Annotated in this window: 14 protein-coding genes and 2 pseudogenes; 8 read left to right on the top strand and 8 right to left on the bottom strand. The window is 60.4% G+C overall.

What is annotated here, in order from left to right:
- Together rseP and nth are read left to right on the top strand one after the other, a co-directional pair.
- A partial coding sequence (gene rseP, locus NW808_RS02165; protein ID WP_414420123.1) for an RIP metalloprotease RseP occupies nucleotides 1-886 on the top strand: 886 nt, incomplete at its 5' end.
- 6 nt (nucleotides 887-892) lie between these two features.
- Nucleotides 893-1,561 carry an endonuclease III gene (nth, locus tag NW808_RS02160; RefSeq protein ID WP_414405029.1) on the top strand — a complete coding sequence of 223 codons (669 nt, stop codon included), beginning with the start codon at nucleotides 893-895 and terminating at the stop codon, nucleotides 1,559-1,561.
- A gap of 70 nt (nucleotides 1,562-1,631) precedes the next feature.
- On the opposite strand, the gene sixA is transcribed toward nth, so the two are convergent.
- Nucleotides 1,632-2,177, bottom strand: a complete 546-nt coding sequence (gene sixA, locus NW808_RS02155; protein WP_414420122.1) for a phosphohistidine phosphatase SixA — start codon at nucleotides 2,175-2,177, stop codon at nucleotides 1,632-1,634.
- A 128-nt stretch (nucleotides 2,178-2,305) separates the two neighbouring features.
- Between sixA and trxA the strand changes: the two genes are divergently transcribed.
- The 3 genes and pseudogenes from trxA to NW808_RS02140 form a co-directional block, all read left to right on the top strand.
- Nucleotides 2,306-2,647, top strand: coding sequence for a thioredoxin (gene trxA / locus NW808_RS02150; protein WP_414420121.1), 342 nt, complete (start codon nucleotides 2,306-2,308; stop codon nucleotides 2,645-2,647).
- A 120-nt stretch (nucleotides 2,648-2,767) separates the two neighbouring features.
- Nucleotides 2,768-3,832 carry a TIGR00730 family Rossman fold protein gene (locus NW808_RS02145; protein ID WP_414420120.1) on the top strand — a complete coding sequence of 355 codons (1,065 nt, stop codon included), beginning with the start codon at nucleotides 2,768-2,770 and terminating at the stop codon, nucleotides 3,830-3,832.
- 11 nt (nucleotides 3,833-3,843) lie between these two features.
- A pseudogene (locus NW808_RS02140) lies at nucleotides 3,844-4,470 on the top strand (phosphoribosylanthranilate isomerase); the annotation flags it as partial.
- A 70-nt stretch (nucleotides 4,471-4,540) separates the two neighbouring features.
- On the opposite strand, the gene NW808_RS02135 reads toward NW808_RS02140, so the two are convergent.
- From NW808_RS02135 to rbfA, 4 genes and pseudogenes are all read right to left on the bottom strand, one after another.
- Nucleotides 4,541-4,876, bottom strand: coding sequence for a DUF4115 domain-containing protein (locus NW808_RS02135; RefSeq protein ID WP_414420126.1), 336 nt, complete (start codon nucleotides 4,874-4,876; stop codon nucleotides 4,541-4,543).
- Nucleotides 4,877-5,176: 300 nt separating this feature from the next.
- Nucleotides 5,177-5,389: pseudogene (locus NW808_RS02130) on the bottom strand (helix-turn-helix domain-containing protein); the annotation flags it as partial.
- Between the two features lie 115 nt (nucleotides 5,390-5,504).
- Nucleotides 5,505-6,287 carry a pseudouridine synthase gene (locus tag NW808_RS02125; RefSeq protein ID WP_414420119.1) on the bottom strand — a complete coding sequence of 261 codons (783 nt, stop codon included), beginning with the start codon at nucleotides 6,285-6,287 and terminating at the stop codon, nucleotides 5,505-5,507.
- A 266-nt stretch (nucleotides 6,288-6,553) separates the two neighbouring features.
- A complete protein-coding gene (rbfA, locus tag NW808_RS02120) occupies nucleotides 6,554-6,997 on the bottom strand; it encodes a 30S ribosome-binding factor RbfA (RefSeq protein ID WP_414410043.1) in 444 nt (147 codons plus the stop codon).
- A 184-nt stretch (nucleotides 6,998-7,181) separates the two neighbouring features.
- Here rbfA and NW808_RS02115 point away from each other — a divergent pair, with 184 nt between their 5' ends.
- Both NW808_RS02115 and NW808_RS02110 read left to right on the top strand, forming a co-directional pair.
- Nucleotides 7,182-7,397, top strand: a complete 216-nt coding sequence (locus tag NW808_RS02115) for a hypothetical protein (protein WP_414410044.1) — start codon at nucleotides 7,182-7,184, stop codon at nucleotides 7,395-7,397.
- Between the two features lie 49 nt (nucleotides 7,398-7,446).
- On the top strand, nucleotides 7,447-8,910 hold the full coding sequence (locus tag NW808_RS02110) for a cryptochrome/photolyase family protein (RefSeq protein WP_414410045.1): 1,464 nt from the start codon (nucleotides 7,447-7,449) through the stop codon (nucleotides 8,908-8,910).
- Nucleotides 8,911-9,037: 127 nt separating this feature from the next.
- Here the strand turns inward: NW808_RS02110 and NW808_RS02105 are convergent, their stop codons facing one another.
- On the bottom strand, nucleotides 9,038-10,327 hold the full coding sequence (locus NW808_RS02105; RefSeq protein ID WP_414420118.1) for an alkaline phosphatase: 1,290 nt from the start codon (nucleotides 10,325-10,327) through the stop codon (nucleotides 9,038-9,040).
- A gap of 278 nt (nucleotides 10,328-10,605) precedes the next feature.
- Complete coding sequence (locus tag NW808_RS02100; RefSeq protein WP_414420117.1) at nucleotides 10,606-12,978, bottom strand: DUF3488 and DUF4129 domain-containing transglutaminase family protein; 2,373 nt, start codon at nucleotides 12,976-12,978, stop codon at nucleotides 10,606-10,608.
- A 208-nt stretch (nucleotides 12,979-13,186) separates the two neighbouring features.
- Here NW808_RS02100 and uvrA point away from each other — a divergent pair, with 208 nt between their 5' ends.
- The gene (uvrA, locus tag NW808_RS02095) at nucleotides 13,187-16,096 is read left to right on the top strand and encodes an excinuclease ABC subunit UvrA (RefSeq protein WP_414420116.1); all 2,910 of its coding nucleotides are present in this window, start codon (nucleotides 13,187-13,189) and stop codon (nucleotides 16,094-16,096) included.
- A 41-nt stretch (nucleotides 16,097-16,137) separates the two neighbouring features.
- Here the strand turns inward: uvrA and hemW are convergent, their stop codons facing one another.
- Entirely contained in the window at nucleotides 16,138-17,331 is a 1,194-nt protein-coding gene (gene hemW / locus NW808_RS02090; protein ID WP_414420115.1) for a radical SAM family heme chaperone HemW, read from the bottom strand.
- Between the last annotated feature and the right edge of the window lie 28 nt (nucleotides 17,332-17,359).

The raw sequence follows: 17,359 nt of genomic DNA, 5'->3' as shown, positions 1-17,359 counted from the left end.
CTCCCCCTACCCCCCCGATGACCCGAATCTCTTGAAAAACCGCCCCCTTGCGGATCGCCTGGTGGTGATGAGTGCCGGAGTGCTGGCCAACTTGGCCTTTGCCTACCTGGTGCTGGTGCTGACGTTTGCTCTGCTGGGGATCCCCTCGGTTACCCGCATCCAGCCCGGCATTCTCATTGCTCAGGTAATGCCAGGTAGCCCGGCAGAGCGGGCGGGCCTACAGGCAGAAGATGTGGTGCTGCGGGCAGCTGACCACGACTACAGCGACCTTGCCGATGCCGCCTCGGCCTTGGCGGCCCTCAACGATTTTCAGACGCTCATCCGCAGTAGCGCAAACCAACCCGTTCCCCTGCAGGTGCGACGAAGGGAAAAAGAAGCGCTGCTGGAGATTACCGTAATCCCGGAGCGGCAAGGGGAGAAAGTAGCCATCGGGGTTAGCCTAGCGCCCAATCAGGAGGTGAACCTGCGCCCCGCCCAAAACCTGGGGGAGATCCTGACGGAAGCTGGAAACGCCTACCAGCGCTTGGTGACGATGAATCTCACTGGTCTGCAGGAGCTGCTGCGGAACTTCCAAAACACCGCTACTCAGATATCCGGGCCGGTGGGGATCGTCAAGATTGGCGCAGACCTAGCGCGGGATGACGTTGCCAGCTTGTTGAATTTCACTGCCTTGATTAGCATCAACTTGGCCGTCCTTAACCTGTTGCCCCTCCCTGGCTTGGATGGAGGCCACATTGCCTTTTTGATCTTGGAAGCCATCCGTGGCAAGCGGCTGCCCAGGGAGGTCGAAGAGCGGGTGATGCAGACAGGCTTGGCGCTTCTCCTGGGGCTGGGGGTGTTCCTGATCTTCAAAGATACTCTTGCCATTGTCACCGGGTCGGGCTAGTTGCCAATGACCAGCAAGCGGGCTTTGCGCCAAAGAGCCTTGGAGATTTTGCTGCGCCTGAAGCGCCATTACCCCAACTCCAAGTGTACTCTCCACTACCAGACGCCGCTGCAACTGCTGGTGGCGACGATTTTGTCAGCCCAGTGCACTGACGAGCGGGTTAACCAGGTAACCCCAGAGCTGTTTCGCCGCTTCCCCGATGCCCAGGCTCTGGCCACAGCCCCGCGGGAGGAGATTGAGGCTCTAATTCGGCCCACCGGCTTCTACCGCAACAAGGCCAAACACATCCAAGAGGCCTGCCGCAAGATCTTGACAGACTTTGGTGGCCAGGTGCCGCGCACCATGCCGGAGTTGCTCACCCTGCCAGGAGTGGCCCGCAAGACGGCCAACGTGGTACTAGCCCATGCCTTTGGCATTAACGCTGGCGTAACGGTCGATACCCACGTCAAGCGCCTCAGCCGCCGCCTTGGCCTTACCGAGCACGAGGACCCCGTGCGCATTGAGCGGGATCTCATGCAGCTGCTGCCGCAGGTGGATTGGGAGAATTGGTCCCTTCGCCTTATCGAGCATGGCCGAGCCATCTGCACCGCCCGCCAGCCTCTCTGCCAGCAGTGCTTCCTAGCTGATCTCTGCCCCACTGCCTCCCTTCTAAAGCCGGAGGCAGCTGCCAATTGAAATCCGCAGGAGCTGGCCCTCTCTCCGGAGGGAGTCCTCAAGCCCCTGCTTTGGCATGAGCGCGGTCACGCTACCCCAGCATCACCTTGGGAGAGAGCAACAGCGTCAGGGATCCCTGGCCACAATCAATGCGCCCTTGAGCAAAGCGCACGCGAGCCAGGCCTGCTTTCTTGAGGGTAATGGCCTCGGGATGGGCTGGCTGTAGCCCAATGGCTGCCTGTACCCAGAGGCTCAGATCCGGCTGGTGGCCAACTACCGCCAGCGAGGTGAAGGGATCCCGCTCTGTCTGCCAGCGCACCAAGTCGGCAAAGCTGCCGCCGGGGGCCAACGGCTCAAACACTTCCAGGGCTTCGGCCAAGTTCTCGTCCACGAAGATCTCTGCCGTCTGCCGCGCTCTGACCAGAGGACTGGCGAGCAGGAGATCCCACTTCCAGCCCATGCTCCTGAGCTGGCGGGCAATTTTGCGACAGCGCTGGCGGCCTTTATCCGTTAGGGCGCGCAGGCTATCCTCCTTCCCTGGTTGGGGCTCTTCGGCTATGCCGTGGCGAACAAAATCCACGGTCACTGCCCTGCCTGTTACCTGACTGTTGTCGTCTGGTTCAAGCTCAAACACCATCGGCACCCGGCAAACTTTCACGTTTCTCCTAGGATACCTTGCCCTGCTCGGGAAAAGCCCAGTGGCGACCCTAGTTGTGGTACGATGATAAACAGGATACTAAATGATGTTTTAGGAGTTCCCCAGGCATGTCTGCGGCAATAGATATTGCTGATGCTACCTTTGAAGCCGAGGTGCTACGCAGTGAGATTCCAGTTTTGGTTGATTTTTGGGCACCCTGGTGCGGCCCATGCCGGCTGGTAGCTCCTGTGGTGCAGGAGATAGCAGAGCAGTATGCTGGTAAAATCAAGGTTGTAAAAATCAATACCGACGAAAATCCCCAAACTGCCAGTCAGTACGGCATTCGGAGTATTCCTACCCTGATTCTCTTCAAAGGTGGCCAAAAGGTAGATGTGGTGGTTGGCGCCGTTCCCAAGGCAACGCTGACCACGATCTTGGAAAAGCACCTTGGAGCCTCTGCCGAGGGCTAAGGTTTTGGCCAAGACCAGGGATCTTGCCGGCTCTCCACCAGAAGGCAAGTACCCCAGCCGGGGGAGCCTATTGCAGTAAAAGTGGGTAAAAGAAGTAGACAGAGGATTCTGGATCCCAGCTTGACGGATTCTCTTTCCTTGCTGCTGCAAGAGATTTTTTCCAGTGCGGAAGCTCGTCTCAAGCAGTTACACCACCCCAACCGAACAGCTTGGTTGCGGATCTTGCGGTCGCTGCAGCGGATGGGATCCCTGAAGCTCAGCCGTCTGGACGCCAAGATCCTGGCAGCTACGCTTGAGGATCTGGAGCAGGGGTTTGCCACCTTCCAAAACTACACCCATCGGCGCAAGGTAACCGTCTTTGGCTCGGCGCGTCTAGGGGAGGACAGCCCCGAGTACCAGCAGGCGCAGCTATTTGCCCACCGCATTAGTCAGCTGGGCTTCATGGTGCTGACAGGGGGCGGCGGCGGCATCATGGAAGCTGGCAACCGGGGGGCAGGGCAAGAAAACTCGTTTGGGCTGAATATTCAGCTGCCCTTTGAGCAGGTAGCCAACCCTTTCATTGCCGCCAGCGACCGGGTTATTAACTTTAAGTACTTCTTTTCTCGCAAGCTTTTCTTTGTCAAGGAGACAGATGCCCTGGTGCTGTTTCCCGGCGGCTTTGGCACCCAGGATGAGGCTTTTGAGTGCCTGACCCTGATGCAGACCGGGAAGACCAAGCTGATGCCGCTGGTGCTGGTGGACAAGCAAGGCGGCTGCTACTGGAAAGAATGGGATGAATATGTGCGAGAGCACTTGCTCAGCCGCGGCCTAATCAGCCCCGAGGATCTCCACCTTTACTCCCTAACTGACGATGTCGGGGAGGCCTGTCAGCAGATTGTCGATTTCTATCGCATCTTTCACAGCAATCGCTACGTGCGGGAGCTTTTGGTTTTGCGCTTAAACACCAAGCTTTCACCGGAAGCCCTAGAAATTTTAAACCAAGAGTTTGCTGACATTCTCGAGTCGGGCCGGATTGAGCAAACAGAGGCTCTGCCCGAGGAAGCTGAGGAAGACATTGCCCATCTGCCGCGGCTAGTAATGCGCTTTAACCAGCGCAGCTTTGGGCGGCTGTGGCAAATGGTGCGCCGAATCAACAAGCTCCCTCCCGAAAGGTCAGAGCCTTTGATGCACCCTGAACAAAAGTAGCATCAATCCCAATGGGCCGGTTGTTTGTCAAAATCTGCGGCATCACGCGGCAGGATCAGGCCGAAGCCATTGCGGCGCTGGGGGTAAGCGCCCTAGGGTTTGTGGCCGTGCCCAACACGCCGCGCTATTTGCCTCTTTCGGCAGCGCGCTGGGTGGGATCCCTGCCCCGCCATGTGGAAAAGGTAGGGGTTTTTCTGGATCAGGATCCCGGCACCATCGCCACCTGGGTGGAAACGGCTGGCCTCACGGCTGTTCAGCTTCACGGCCAGGAATCTCCAGAGATGTGTCGGCAACTGGGAGAGTGGCTCCCCGGCATCCGCCGCATCAAGGCCCTGCGCATTCGGTGCCCAGCAGACCTGGAGGTGGCCGACCTCTACCGCGACTGTGTAGAGACCTTACTGCTGGATGCCTATCACCCCCAACGGGCAGGTGGCACTGGGCAAACGCTCAACTGGTCGGAACTGGCCTCCTGCTCTCTGCCCTTGCCCTGGCTTCTGGCCGGTGGCCTCAACCCAGACAATGTTCTGCAAGCGCTCAGCCACCTTCAGCCTGCCGGCATCGATCTCTCCAGCGGTGTCGAACGCCAGCCGGGCGACAAAGACCTAGACAAAGTCCGGCGTCTGCTGCAGCAGTTAGCATCCCAAGGTTGGGCAATCGCCCCTGGCCAGTCTCAACCCCCTGCAAGCCAGGGAGGCTCGCGCCCGATCCCTACTGCAGGGATCGAAGGTCCAGCCCTGGCTCAAACCTCACCTCTTTCACCTCTCCAAACCGTCCCATCAGTCCCAGAGGGCGATCGTTGAAGGTCACCAGCACCCCGCCCGCATTGCCAGTGCGCAGCACAATCGATCGCTCGGCCTCCCAGTTCAGCTCCGCCCCCGGCTGTAGGGTAGCCTCAAAAACAGTTTTTCCGTCGACAATAACCCGCAGCCAAGAAGGATGTTCCACCACGCGAATACCAAGGCGCACTGGCTTGCGCTGCTGGGCTTCCAAGAGGTCGGGGAAAACCCCCTCGATGCGCGTCCATTGCTCTAGGGTAGGAAACATCTGGCGAAGGGTCGGCTCGGGGTCTGACTTGCGCTCCAAGGAGTTGGCCGCCGGCGGCTGTAGCTGGGATCCCTCACCGCCCGAACGGCTAGCCAGCCACTGCCCAAAGGGATTGCCCCTGCTCTCCAAAAAAGCCGACAGCCCTCCCACCGCCAGCACGACCAGCCCCACATAGGCAGCCCAGAGGTGGAAGGGGCGCAAAGCAAAGGCGGTCTGTTCGCCAACAGCAGTTCGCGGAGGTGAGGCAGAGGGCATTTTGGCCGATAGCAGCGGCAACGCTTGCCGAGATAGCCTTTCGCCATCCAGCCCTAGGTAGTTGGCGTAGCGTTTAATGAAGCCTTGCACGTAGACTGGCTCCGGCAAGCGGCTTAAGTCGGCTTCCTCCAGGGCCTGCAGGTATTGGGAGCGGATGAAGGTATCGTTAGCTACCTCTGTCAACGTCAGCCCCCGTGCCTCCCGTGTTTGCCGCAACAGGGATCCCAGAGCTTCTAGAGAGTGTGCTGGTTCCTGCATCGTCGCTTACCTGTGAACGCACACTCAGGTGACATCCTCCCCCCAATTCACGGGAGAGGCCTGACACGCATATGGTAACGTACCCCAAGATGGGATTCATGCAGATCGCGCTCCCCTACTCTCTGAGCGCTTGGGCATTGTCAGCAAACGAGGCCAGCAAAGCCTGAACCTCCTGGGGCTCCAACAGGCGAAACTGACCTGGCTTGAGGTTGCCAAGGCGCAGCGGGCCAATCGCCTCCCGGTGTAAGCTGAGCACAGGATGGCCCAGTTGCTCGGCCACCCGCCGAATTTGCCGCTTGCGGCCCTCAAACAAGACCACCCTCAGCCAAGAGGAGTTGGAGTTTCTTCTATTTCCAAAAGGGGGCGGATCACAAAACTCCACCACTGCCGGCAGAGTGGTAGACCCATCCAAATCGACGCCCTCCCGCCATCGTTGTAGGGTGGCCTGGCTAGGGCGACCCTGCACCTGCACCCAATAGGTCTTGGGCAGATGATAGCGCGGGTGGGTCAGCTTCAGGGTCAGGTCGCCGTCGTTGGTGAGCAGCAAAGCGCCACTGCTGTCAGCGTCCAGCCGGCCCACTGGATAGAGGCGGATCTGCCGGTTCCAGGGTGGCGGAAGCAGATCCAGGACGGTCTTGCGCCCCCAGGGATCCTTGCAGGTAGACAAGACCCCCCGGGGCTTGTGCAGGAGCAAAACGTAGCGGGCCGGATCCCCGCAGGAGATTGCCTGCCCATCCACTTCGACGCAATCCCGTTCCGGATCGGCTTTAAAGCCCAGCTCGGTGACCACCTTCCCATTGACCCGAATGCGCCCAGACAGGATCCAGGCTTCCACCTGGCGGCGGGAAGCTAGCCCCTGCCGAGCCAAAAGCTTCTGGAGCCGCTGGGGTGCTGCCATAGGCACTGGGTAGCAAAAGAAGCAGAACCTCGCCTCCTAGGAGGAGGCGGGTGTGGTGCCGGCTCTAACTGGAGGAAGAGCTGTAGGACACCTTAAGCCTAACAAATCCTAGAACTTTGCGGTTGCTAACCTCTCAAAAGGCAACCGATGAGCTATTGCCCTGCTGGACTGCAAGGTTCACCAACCGGTTGCGGCCTCTTAGGCAGCAGGACGGGTCTCCTCTTACCTCCTGCAACCCCCGATGGTTAAGGGCTGAAATGGTGCAGCTACTGGCCGTCCAACTCCTCGGCCTCGCCACCATCCCCCTCTTCAACCGTTTCCTGGTCTTTGGAGGAGGATCCCTGCTGTCGAGCCTCGGCTTCCCGTTTCAGTTGGTTGAGCAGGGCCAAGACTCGGGACCCCCGTTCCAAGGAGCGATCTTGTAAAAACGCCACCGTCGGCACTCGTCGCAGGCCCAGCCGCTGGCCAATCTCCCGCCGCACGAAGGGGGTGGCGGCGACCAACCCTTCCATTGCTTGCCGCTGGGCTGCTTCGTCGCCATAGATGCTGACGAAGATGCGGGCGTTTTGCAGGTCGCTGGAAACCTCTACGTCCACAATGCTGACCATGCCCGCCCCCACGCGGGCATCTTTGATCTCCGAGAGCAGGATCTGGCTAACCTCTCGCTTGATCTGCTCGGCTACCCGGGCTACCCGTCGCTCTGTTGCCATTTTTCGATCCTCAGGTTCCTGTCCTCTGCAAACTTCGGCCCTTGGGGAGTGCTGGCTTCTCCGCGCCATGTTCTCAGAACAGTAGCAGATGCTACGCGCCTCTTCTCCTTCCCCCTCTATTTTGGGTCAATGTCCACCCTCTCCTGAGTAGGAATACCTAAAGCCAGCGATGGATGGAGACAAGATGATCAAGACCCCAGAGGCGCTGCGGCGCTCCGTGGAGCAGTTCATGCTCGATGTAACGGAGCCGCTCGATCCGCTACTTGCCCTCAAGCTAACTCAGGTGGTGGTGATGCTGGGAGATACAGCTTACGCCATGGGCTACAGCGATGGCCAGCGAAGTCTCTGCCCTGGCCGTCTTTTGGGAGATAGACACTGCCGGCAGCCTGAGGGGAATTGAAGAGAGGAAGGAAAAGCAGCCAAGATGGGATCCAGTTGCTTGGCCTCCTATGACTTCCCTAGTTCTCCTCTGGCATCGCCGCGATCTGCGCCTAGGAGACAACACAGCCCTCCATGTGGCAGCCCAGCGCAGCCCCCAGGTAGTGCCGGTTTTCGTTTTCGACCCCCAACTTCTGCAGCGGGCAGACATGGCCCCAGCCCGGGTGGCGTTTCTGCTCCAGGCGTTGCAGGACCTGCAGGAGCGCTACGCCCAGATGGGGATCCCACTCCTGTGGCGGCGGGGAGATCCAGCCGTGGAGCTGCGGCAGTTGGCCGCCGAGCTAGGGGCGCAGGCCGTGTTTTGGAACGAGGATCTGGATCCCTGGGCTCGGCAGCAGGAGAGTCGGGTGCGGGCCAGCTTGGCGGAAGCTGGGATCCCGTCTTTTTCTTACCAAGACATGCTGCTGCACGGGCCAGGGGAAGTGTTGACCCAGGCGGGGGAGCCCTACTCGGTTTTTACCCCTTTCTGGCGCCGCTGGTCTAGCTTGCCCAAGCCGGATCCCTTCCCCATCCCCAAGGGTCTGCAGCCGTTGTCCAGCCTGAAAGCCCAACCTCTGCCCAGCTTGGCGGATCTGGGCTTTGTCTGCAACCAGCGGATCCCGGCCGCGGGTGAGAGTGTGGCTCAGAGGCTTCTAGAGGATTTCTGCCAGGGCCTGCGCATTTTCGAGTACGAGCGGGCTCGCGACTTCCCCGCCGAGCAGGGCACCTCTCTTCTTAGTCCCCACCTCTGCTGGGGAACCATCGGCATTCGGCGGGTGTGGCAGGCCACCTGTGAAGTGGAAGCGGAGGCCCGCAGCGAAGAGGCCGAGAGCAGCCTGCGCACGTGGCGGCAGGAGCTGTGCTGGCGCGAGTTTTACAAGCATGTCTTGGCCCACTGGCCCCATGTGGAAAGCGGAGCCTACCGACGAGCCTTTGATGCGCTGGAATGGGACAACCGCCAGGACTGGTTTCAGGCCTGGTGTGCCGGCCAGACGGGCTACCCCATTGTGGATGCGGCCATGCGCCAGCTCAACGAAACTGGCTGGATGCACAACCGCTGCCGCATGATCGTGGCCAGCTTTTTAACCAAGGATCTACTCATCGACTGGCGCTGGGGGGAGCGCTACTTCATGCAAAAGCTTGTAGACGGGGATCTGGCTGCCAACAACGGCGGCTGGCAGTGGAGCGCCGGTGTGGGCACAGATCCCAGGCCCCTGCGCATCTTCAACCCAGCCACCCAGGCGGCCCGCTACGACCCAGAGGGGGAGTATATCCGCCGCTACCTGCCGGAGCTAGCGGGGCTGGATACCCCAGCTTTGCTGTGGGTGGGGAATGACCCCAAGGGATCCTGGGCTCTGCAGGAGCGGCGGCGCTGCGGCTACCCGGATCCCATCGTGGATCACAAGGTGCAGCAGCAGGAGTTCAAGCGGCGCTACCAGGCAGTGCAGCACGGCCACTCTAAGCCCGCTCAAGGCAGTCTTTCTCCTCCTTTCTGACAAGACGTGGCAAGGACTTCTCGTCACTCCCAGAAGCGCTCCGCGCCGCCAGCAGGTTTGCGACAGCGTTGCGTAGCAATAAAAAAGGGGATCCGAGGGATCCCCGCCAATCCCCACTTGCTTGAGACTACCGCCTTAGCTCGCTGGGGATGCGCTCCCCAAAGAGCACGAAGTAGAGGATGCGGTAGATGTCCGTGTTCAGGATCCCGGTGACCGGCACTAGCTCTCGAGCGTTCAGGCCCGCCGCGCGAGCAATGACCCCGCTGCCCACATCGTCCTTGCTGGCCCAGGAGATGCCAAAGGGAAAACGCTTGCCATTTTTGTCCGGAGCGGAGAGGAAGGGCTTTGTGCCAGTGCCGTCCACCCCGTCAAGGGGAGCGCCGCTTTCTTCAGTGGGCGGCAGAGGATTATCGGCAGACTCGACATCCACCAGCTGCATCCCGCCGGCATTGCTGTCGCTGGTGGTAATCATGAAGGTCTTGGGATTCTTCTCGATAAAGTTGAGAATCACCCCGATGGCATCGTCAGCCCGCTTCATGGCCTCCAGGCAGCCGGAAGCGTTGAGGTTGTTGCACATGTTGTCGGTGCCCTCTTCTTCGATGACGGCGAAGAAGCCCTTGGGATTGCGGGAGATCCGCTCCAGGGCAAACTGTGTCATCTCGGCAATGGTGGGGGCGCTGGCGATGTAGTTGGGCAAGTTTTCTTTCCGCAACTCTTCTTCAGGCTTGTCGTAGAAGGTGTCCTCGACGTTGAACACCCCCAAAACCTTGGAGACATTTGCCGGCAGCTTTAGCAGCTCGTCGCGGGTGTAGACAACGGCGTACCCCTTTTTCTTGGCCTCCTCAATCAGGTTGCGGCCATCCTTGCGCTTCCCTTGGCCAAAGCGTCCCTGGACACCTTCCGGCAGCAGCCATTCCTCGCCAGCGCCGAGGATGATGTCTACCCCTGACTCCACCACCTGCAGGGCAATCCCCTCATAGTCGCTGCGCTTAGCAGCCTCGGCAACGAACGCAGCCGTCCCCGGCTCAATGAGGGATCCAGACTGAACCAAAGCTGTACCCAAGCCTGCCGCCACAGCCTCTTCCATGATCGTGTTCAGGGTGCCGTTGGCCGAGGGATACTCCTTGCCGTCCGGATCCAACCCAAAGCTCTTGGCGTGAGCCCGAGTTCCTGTGGCATGGGTCACCGCTCCGGCGTTGGAAGTTCCCCCAAGCTGGTCGAAAAGGTGCCCGCGATAGGTGGTAATCACGGGAAGACGATCCCAGTTCAAGAAGCCATCTGGGCCCTTGTAGAGAATGCGCGTAATATCCCAGTGGGAGGCCGAAGTGCCATCGGGGTGGAAAAAGATCGCCCCGTTGCCGGTCGGCTTTGGCGCCGCCTGGGCCAGGCTAGAGGAAAAAAGCGAAGAGGACAGCAAACACAGCGCTGCAGCCAAAGCTGCCCTCAGAGGATGGTTACGCATAGCTAACCCGCTCTTGCTTGCTCAAAGCTGAACGTCAAGGAAAGTAACACGGCCTTGAGCAGTTAGCAAGAGCGCACGCAAATACCCCTGCAGAACTTACCTGCAGCGACGACCCTCTCCTAAGGTCTGCTACTTGGGTGGGGCAGGTTAGGAGGTCTATACCTAGAGTTAACTATCTCTTAACTGCCTCATAACGTCAAGGCTTCTCGTAGAGCTTTATAGCCGTCTTCCAGTCAAGCTGTTCTTTTGGGAGCAGGCGTCGAACTCTTGGCCTGCCAGGACCGCCTAAGCTGTCTAAGGTGGTGTTGCCAACGCTGCAGTTCCCCGGCTTCCAGCGGGATCCCGCCAAAGCGTACTTCCAGGTAGCGCTGCAGGAACCGGATGGCCAGTTCAACCTGAGGCAAGTCGGCCTGGCGCAAGTGTTCTAGGCAAGCTTCTGGCCCTAGGTGGGCTGGGATCCCCACTGCCGTCGCCAGGTCCCGCAGTTGCAGATAAAGCCTTGAGATGACCTGGCGGCGCCGCTGGGACTTGGGCAGGGCTGCCGGCAGCCAGCGCATCCCGGCAAAGGCTAGACTCGGCAGCAAGAGGCCAACCATCCAGGTGGGCCAGGGGGGCGGAGGCTGCCACAGGGATCCCAGCAAAACCCCATTGCCGGCAGTGGCCAACAGAATCCACCCCCCATCCTGCCAGCGCAAAGCCCGATAGCGGCGGCGGCGACCCCAGTAGGCCATGGAACTGGTGATTAAAATCACCCCCACCAGCGGCAGGCCGTTTTGCTGCAGCGTTTGCCCCCAGCCCACCAGGCTGCGGCGGAAGGCGGCGACGACATCCTCTTGCTTTTGGGGAGCAGTCACGCGGCTAGCCAGCTCTTGGATTTGCCGCCAGATCTGCCGCTGGGTGGATAGGTCGTATTGAATCACATACTTAAACCAGCGAAAGCGCAGGCTGTCGTAGAAGTCTAGGATGGGATCCCACCAGGTTTCCCGCTGGCTAACATTGGCCTCTGCCGGCGTGGCATCGAAGATGATCCATCCATAGGGGCCAAAGGGGATCTCCGTCCAAGAATGGGCATCGGCGTTGCGCACTGCCAAGTACTTCTCCTGCGCCACCCAGCGACCGCCCAAGAAGCCATTGACCACGCGGGCCGGTATGTCAAGGCTGCGGGCCAGCACCGTCAGAGCGGTGGCAAAGTATTCGCAGTGGCCGCGGCGATGGGTAAACAAGAAAGCCTCCAAAGGCGGCTCGGCACCGGGATCCGGCAAATTGGTGGTGTAGGCGTAGTTCTCTAGCAGGTAGTTCCGCAGAGCCGTTACCTTGCCAAAGACATCGGGGATCCCAGCCGTGATCTCCTCTGCCAAGGCGGGAATGCGCGGATCCAGGTCTTCTGGCAACTGCAGATAGGCTTGTTGCTGGACTGGGTCAAGAGCGCTCAGCAGCTCCTCCCGGCCAAGCTGGCGCAGGCGGGGTTCCAGATCCCGTGGGATCCGGCTCACGGCACGGTAGAGATAGGGCATCCGGGGGGGCAGAGAATGGCTGACATCTCCAGTCTCGCGCAGGAGCAGGCGGCGGTTTTGCCATTGCCACCTCTGCTGTGGGGTCATCGCCCCACCTCGATCCAGCCATTCCACCTCCACCAGCGGCGCCACCCCAAAAACGGTGTTGGTGTCCAGCGGCTCTAGGTAGATGAGCTGCTCCAGCGGAAAGAACTGCAGGTCGGAGGCAGCAGGGATCAAGGGGGAGGCCGAGAGCTCAAAAACCCCTGCCGCGTTGGGGAAAATCGAGAGCGAGCGATCTAGCGTCCGCGACCAAGCCCGCCCGTCGTAGCGATCAAAGCTCATGCCACGCCAGTAGAGAGACTCCATCTGGGGCGGCACCCCTGCCGGGAACTCCACCCGCATGACAACGGTGTTGTCAGTCTTGAGGGTGCCAAACTCCCCCAGGCTGACCTCTTCGGCAAAGCCAGTGGTCATCACCAGCGAACGGGCCTGCCGGCCTAAGATCCCCAAGCCGACGCGCGGAAACAGGAAAAACAAAGCCACCGACAGGACCATGGCCAGCAAGGCCAGGGATCCAAGAAACCCCAGAAAGCCAAGGTCGATCCTGCGGACTTGGCTGGCCGCCTGCGGGCGCTGCTCGGCTTGGAGGCGCAGATGATAAAGGGTGAGGTTAACTAGCCCTACCCCCACGTAAAGCAGGAAGAGGAGTCCAAAGCTAATATCTTGGTTGAACAGGGTGGCAATTGCCATCAACAGCAGCGACAACACCGCCAACTGGATGTGATCTGCTGCCCGCTCCCGCTGAAACAACTTGGCCCCCGTTAGGTAGAGCACCAGGCCAATGGCCCCATCCGAAAGCTGCAGGAAGCCCGAGAGCACCAACGCCGCCAAGCTGACCAACACGCTCACCGTCAGCGGCATCCAGAGGGGCGCATAGCGGGCAAAGCTAATCCGGGGTGGCTCCCAGAACCAACTGCCCACCCCCGCCGCCAAGCAGAGGGCGATAACCGCCGGCGACAGGGCCCGATCTCCAAGGCAGAGGGCCGTGAAGGCGATCCCCACCAGCAGGTAGATGAAGACTTTTTGGACAGCAAGCAGCGGCCAGGCCATGGGCTAGGTTGCCTCGGGATCCCTCAAGTGGCCCTTCCAAGATAGCCAAGTCTTTTTCCTTCTCCTGCCCACGATAGACCCAGCTTGCTGGTACCCCTTCTCGATTGGAGAAGACAGACCTCTGCCGCGGCACTAGAAAGCACTAGAATCGTTAATGTTCCTTAACTTTCGTTGTTTTTCGACCTGCGCTGCGCACAGAGGGGACGAGATGTCCGGCCAGAACGAAATCCACGTAGTGGGGGCGCGGCAGCACAACCTCAAGAACATCGAGCTGCGGATCCCGCGCAATCGCCTGGTGGTGTTTACGGGCGTCTCCGGATCCGGCAAGTCTTCGCTGGCCTTCGACACCATTTTTGCCGAGGGGCAGCGGCGCTATGTGGAGTCCCTCAGTGCCTATGCGCGGCAATTTCTAGGGCAACTGGACAAGCCGGATGTGGATCGCATCGAGGGCTTGAGCCCGGCCATTGCCATCGACCAAAAGTCCACCAGCCACAACCCCCGCTCCACGGTGGGCACCGTTACCGAGATCTACGACTACCTGCGGCTGCTCTACGGGCGGGCTGGGATCCCGCACTGCCCCCATTGCGACCGGGTGATCGCTCCCCAGACGGTGGATCAAATGGTGGATCAGATCCTGGCCTTGCCGGATCGGACGCGCTTTCAGCTGCTTGCGCCTGTGGTGAGGGGGAAAAAGGGCACCCACGCAGCGCTCCTGCAAAGCCTGCGCCAGCAGGGATTTGTGCGGGTGCGTGTCGACGGCCAGGTATGGGATCTCAGCGAAGAGATCACCTTGGACAAAAACAAGACCCACACTATCGAGGTGGTGGTGGATCGGCTGGTCAAGGGCCCCGACATTGCAGAGCGGCTGGCCGATTCCCTGACCACCTGTCTGCGCCAGTCGGGGGGACTGGCGGTGGTGGAGCTCTTGCCCCGCGAGGAGGAGCGGGAACATCTGTTGCAAAAAGTAGCCGAGGTGGCGGGGCAGTACCTCAACGGCAAGCCGACGGAGCTGATCTTCTCTGAGCAATTCGCCTGCCCCGAACATGGCTCGGTGCTGAGCGAGCTGTCGCCGCGGCTATTTTCCTTCAACTCGCCCGTTGGCGCCTGTCCTGTCTGTCACGGCTTGGGCTTTGAGCCCATCTTCGACCCCGACCGCATTGTGCCCGATCCCAAACTTCCCCTCTACGCGGCCATCGCACCTTGGGCCGAGCGGGAGAACCCCTACTACCTGGCGTTGCTGGCAGGTGTCGCCAAGGCTTTTGGCTTTGACCTCAGCAGCCGCTGGTGCGACCTCACGCCCGAGCAGCAGCAAATCCTCCTCTACGGCACCGACCAGGAGATCTACGTTGAGGCAGAATCCCCCTACCGGGGCCGGGGCTACTACCGTCGCTACGAAGGGGTGATCCCGCAGTTGCAGCGGCACTACCAAGAAACCACCTCCGAGACCTACCGGCAAAAGCTGGAAACCTACCTCACCTACCGCCCCTGTGCGGCCTGTGGGGGGGCTCGCCTTCGCCCTGAGGCCCTGGCAGTGCGCGTCGGCGGCTACCGCATTACTGATCTCACCGAGGTCTCTATCCGGGAGTGCCTACACCGCTTAGAGCATTTGAAGCTCACCCCTCGCCAGGCGCAGATTGCCGAGCTGGTGCTGCGGGAGATCAAAACCCGGCTGCAGTTTTTGATCGACGTGGGCCTTGACTACCTCACCTTGGCCCGCCCGGCCATGACCCTTTCGGGGGGTGAAGCGCAGCGGATCCGGCTGGCTAGCCAGATTGGCTCTGGCCTGACGGGCGTGCTCTACGTGCTGGACGAACCCTCCATTGGCTTGCACCAGCGGGATAACCACCGCCTCTTGCAAACCCTGTTCCGCCTACGGGATCTGGGCAACACCCTAATCGTGGTGGAGCACGACGAGGAAACCATCCGCGCCGCCGACCACATTGTGGACATTGGCCCTGGAGCTGGCATCCACGGAGGAGAAGTGGTGGCCCAAGGGTCTCTAGCCGACATCCTGGCCTGCGAGCGCTCCATGACGGGAGCTTACCTTTCGGGGCGGAGGCGGATCCCTACCCCTGCCCAGCGCCGACCGGGGAAAGGGGTTGCCCTCAAGCTCACCAATGCCCACAAAAACAACCTCAAACACATCGATGTGGAGATCCCCCTGGGCAAGCTGGTCTGTGTTACAGGGGTCTCCGGCTCCGGCAAGTCCACCTTGGTCAACGAGTTGCTCTACCCTGCCCTGCAGCACTACCTCGGCCAGAAGGTGCCCAAGCCGGCGGAAATGGGGGAGTTACACGGCATTGAACACATCGACAAGGTTATTGTCATCGACCAATCCCCCATTGGCCGCACTCCTCGCTCCAACCCTGCCACCTACACGGGTCTGTTTGATCCCATCCGCCAAGCCTTTGCCCAGACTCGGGACGCCAAAGCCAGAGGCTATCAAGCTGGCCACTTCTCCTTCAACGTCAAGGGAGGGCGCTGCGAAGCCTGCAAAGGGCAAGGGGTGAACGTGATTGAGATGAATTTCCTGCCCGATGTGTATGTTACCTGCGAAGTCTGTGGCGGCAAGCGCTACAGCCGCGAGACCCTCCAGGTCAAGTACAAGGGCAAAAACATCGCCGAAGTCCTGGATATGACGGTGGGAGAGGCGCTGGAGTTTTTCGCGGCCCTGCCCCCTGCGGCTAAGATCCTGCAGACCCTGGCCGATGTGGGCCTCGACTACATCAAGCTGGGTCAGCCGGCTTCAACCCTCTCGGGTGGGGAAGCGCAGCGGGTGAAGCTGGCCGCAGAACTGGCCCGCCGCTCCACCGGCAAAACCCTTTATCTATTGGATGAACCCTCCACCGGCCTGTCGTTTTACGATGTTCACAAACTTTTGAACGTCCTGCAGCGGCTGGTGGATGCGGGCAACACCGTGCTGGTGATCGAGCACAACCTGGACATTCTCCGCTGTGCCGACTGGATCATCGACTTAGGGCCGGAAGGGGGCGACCAGGGCGGCCAAATTGTTGCCGTCGGCACCCCGGAAGAAGTAGCCGAACACCCGGGATCCCATACGGGGCGGTACCTGAAGCAGGTTTTGCAGCAACACCCCCCAGCCCCTGAGCTGCCTTAGCTTCGGCTGGGAGTCTGCCTCCACTCGGCCTTCGGCCAACTTCAAAACAACAGCTCTTCAATAATCTCGTTGGAAAACAGCCAGCCCTCGGGCGGGACTAGCCGTAGCCGTCCCCCTTCGCAACTGGCCCAACCTTTTTCAAAGTAGGGATCCAGCCTCTGCAAAGCCTGCTCCACCCTCCTGCTGCCAAAGCGCTCCTGTAAAGTTGCCAAATCCAGCCCTTCCTGGAGGCGCAGCCCCAACATCACCGTATCCATCCAGATTTCTTCTAGAGAGGCTGGCGGCGGGAGGGGGTGAACTTGGGCTTTGACCTGTTCAAAATACTTGTGGAGAGTCCTCGGCTGGTGAATGCGCCGCCCCCCTTCGTAGCCGACAGATCCCATGCCAAAGCCAAAGTAGGGGCGATTTTCCCAGTACACCCGGTTGTGGCGACAGGCATACCCAGGGCGGGCAAAATTGGAGATCTCGTAGTGGATATAGCCTGCCTGGGTGAGGAGACGCCGGGCCATCAAGTACATTTCAACGGTCGCCTCTTCGCTGGGCAGGGGCGCCTCTCCCGGCCGGTACAGACGACCAAAGCGAGTTTCGGGCTCGAGGGTGAGATCGTAAACGGAGACGTGGGCCGGGTTGATTTCAAGAACAGCTTGCAGCGACTCCTGCCAATGTTCCAAAGTTTGGTAGGGCAGCCCGAAGATCAAATCCAGGTTGAAGTTCTCAAAGCCCACCGCCTTCAAGTCGGCCACAGCTTCATAAATTTCTTCCACTCCGTGTAGGCGACCGCAGGCGGCCAGCAGCTCTGCCTGAAACGCCTGGGCTCCCAAGCTAATGCGGTTGACCCCCAGGTCCCGGTAGCCCGCCAACTGCTCCCGCGTCAAGGTGCCGGGGTTGGCCTCAAGCGAAATCTCGCAGTCGGGATGAAACGGGATCCGCTCCCTAAGTTGAGCCAAGATCCGGCCCAATTGCTCCACCGTCAGCAGGGAGGGAGTGCCGCCGCCGAAAAAAATGCTGGTCAAGGGTTGGGGATCCCCGGCCAAATGGCGGTAGCGATAGGCGCCACCGATCTCTTGGCAGAGCACCTGCACATAGGTTTCTATGAGCTCGCGGGTGCCCAGGCCAGTGGCAAAATCGCAGTAGTGGCAGCGCTGCCGACAGAAGGGGATGTGCAGGTAGGCAGCCTTCGGCCAGCCAAGCTGAGCGGAGGGGGTCAGCTTTTCCGTAGGTGCTGCGACTGCCATAGAACCACTCTACTGATAGGCCCTTGAA

It is taken from the genome of Synechococcus sp. W70.1, assembly GCF_047461515.1.
GTDB lineage: Bacteria > Cyanobacteriota > Cyanobacteriia > Thermostichales > Thermostichaceae > Thermostichus.
Note: the sequence above shows the minus strand (reverse complement) of the source record. Positions and strands in the feature narration are given on the sequence as shown.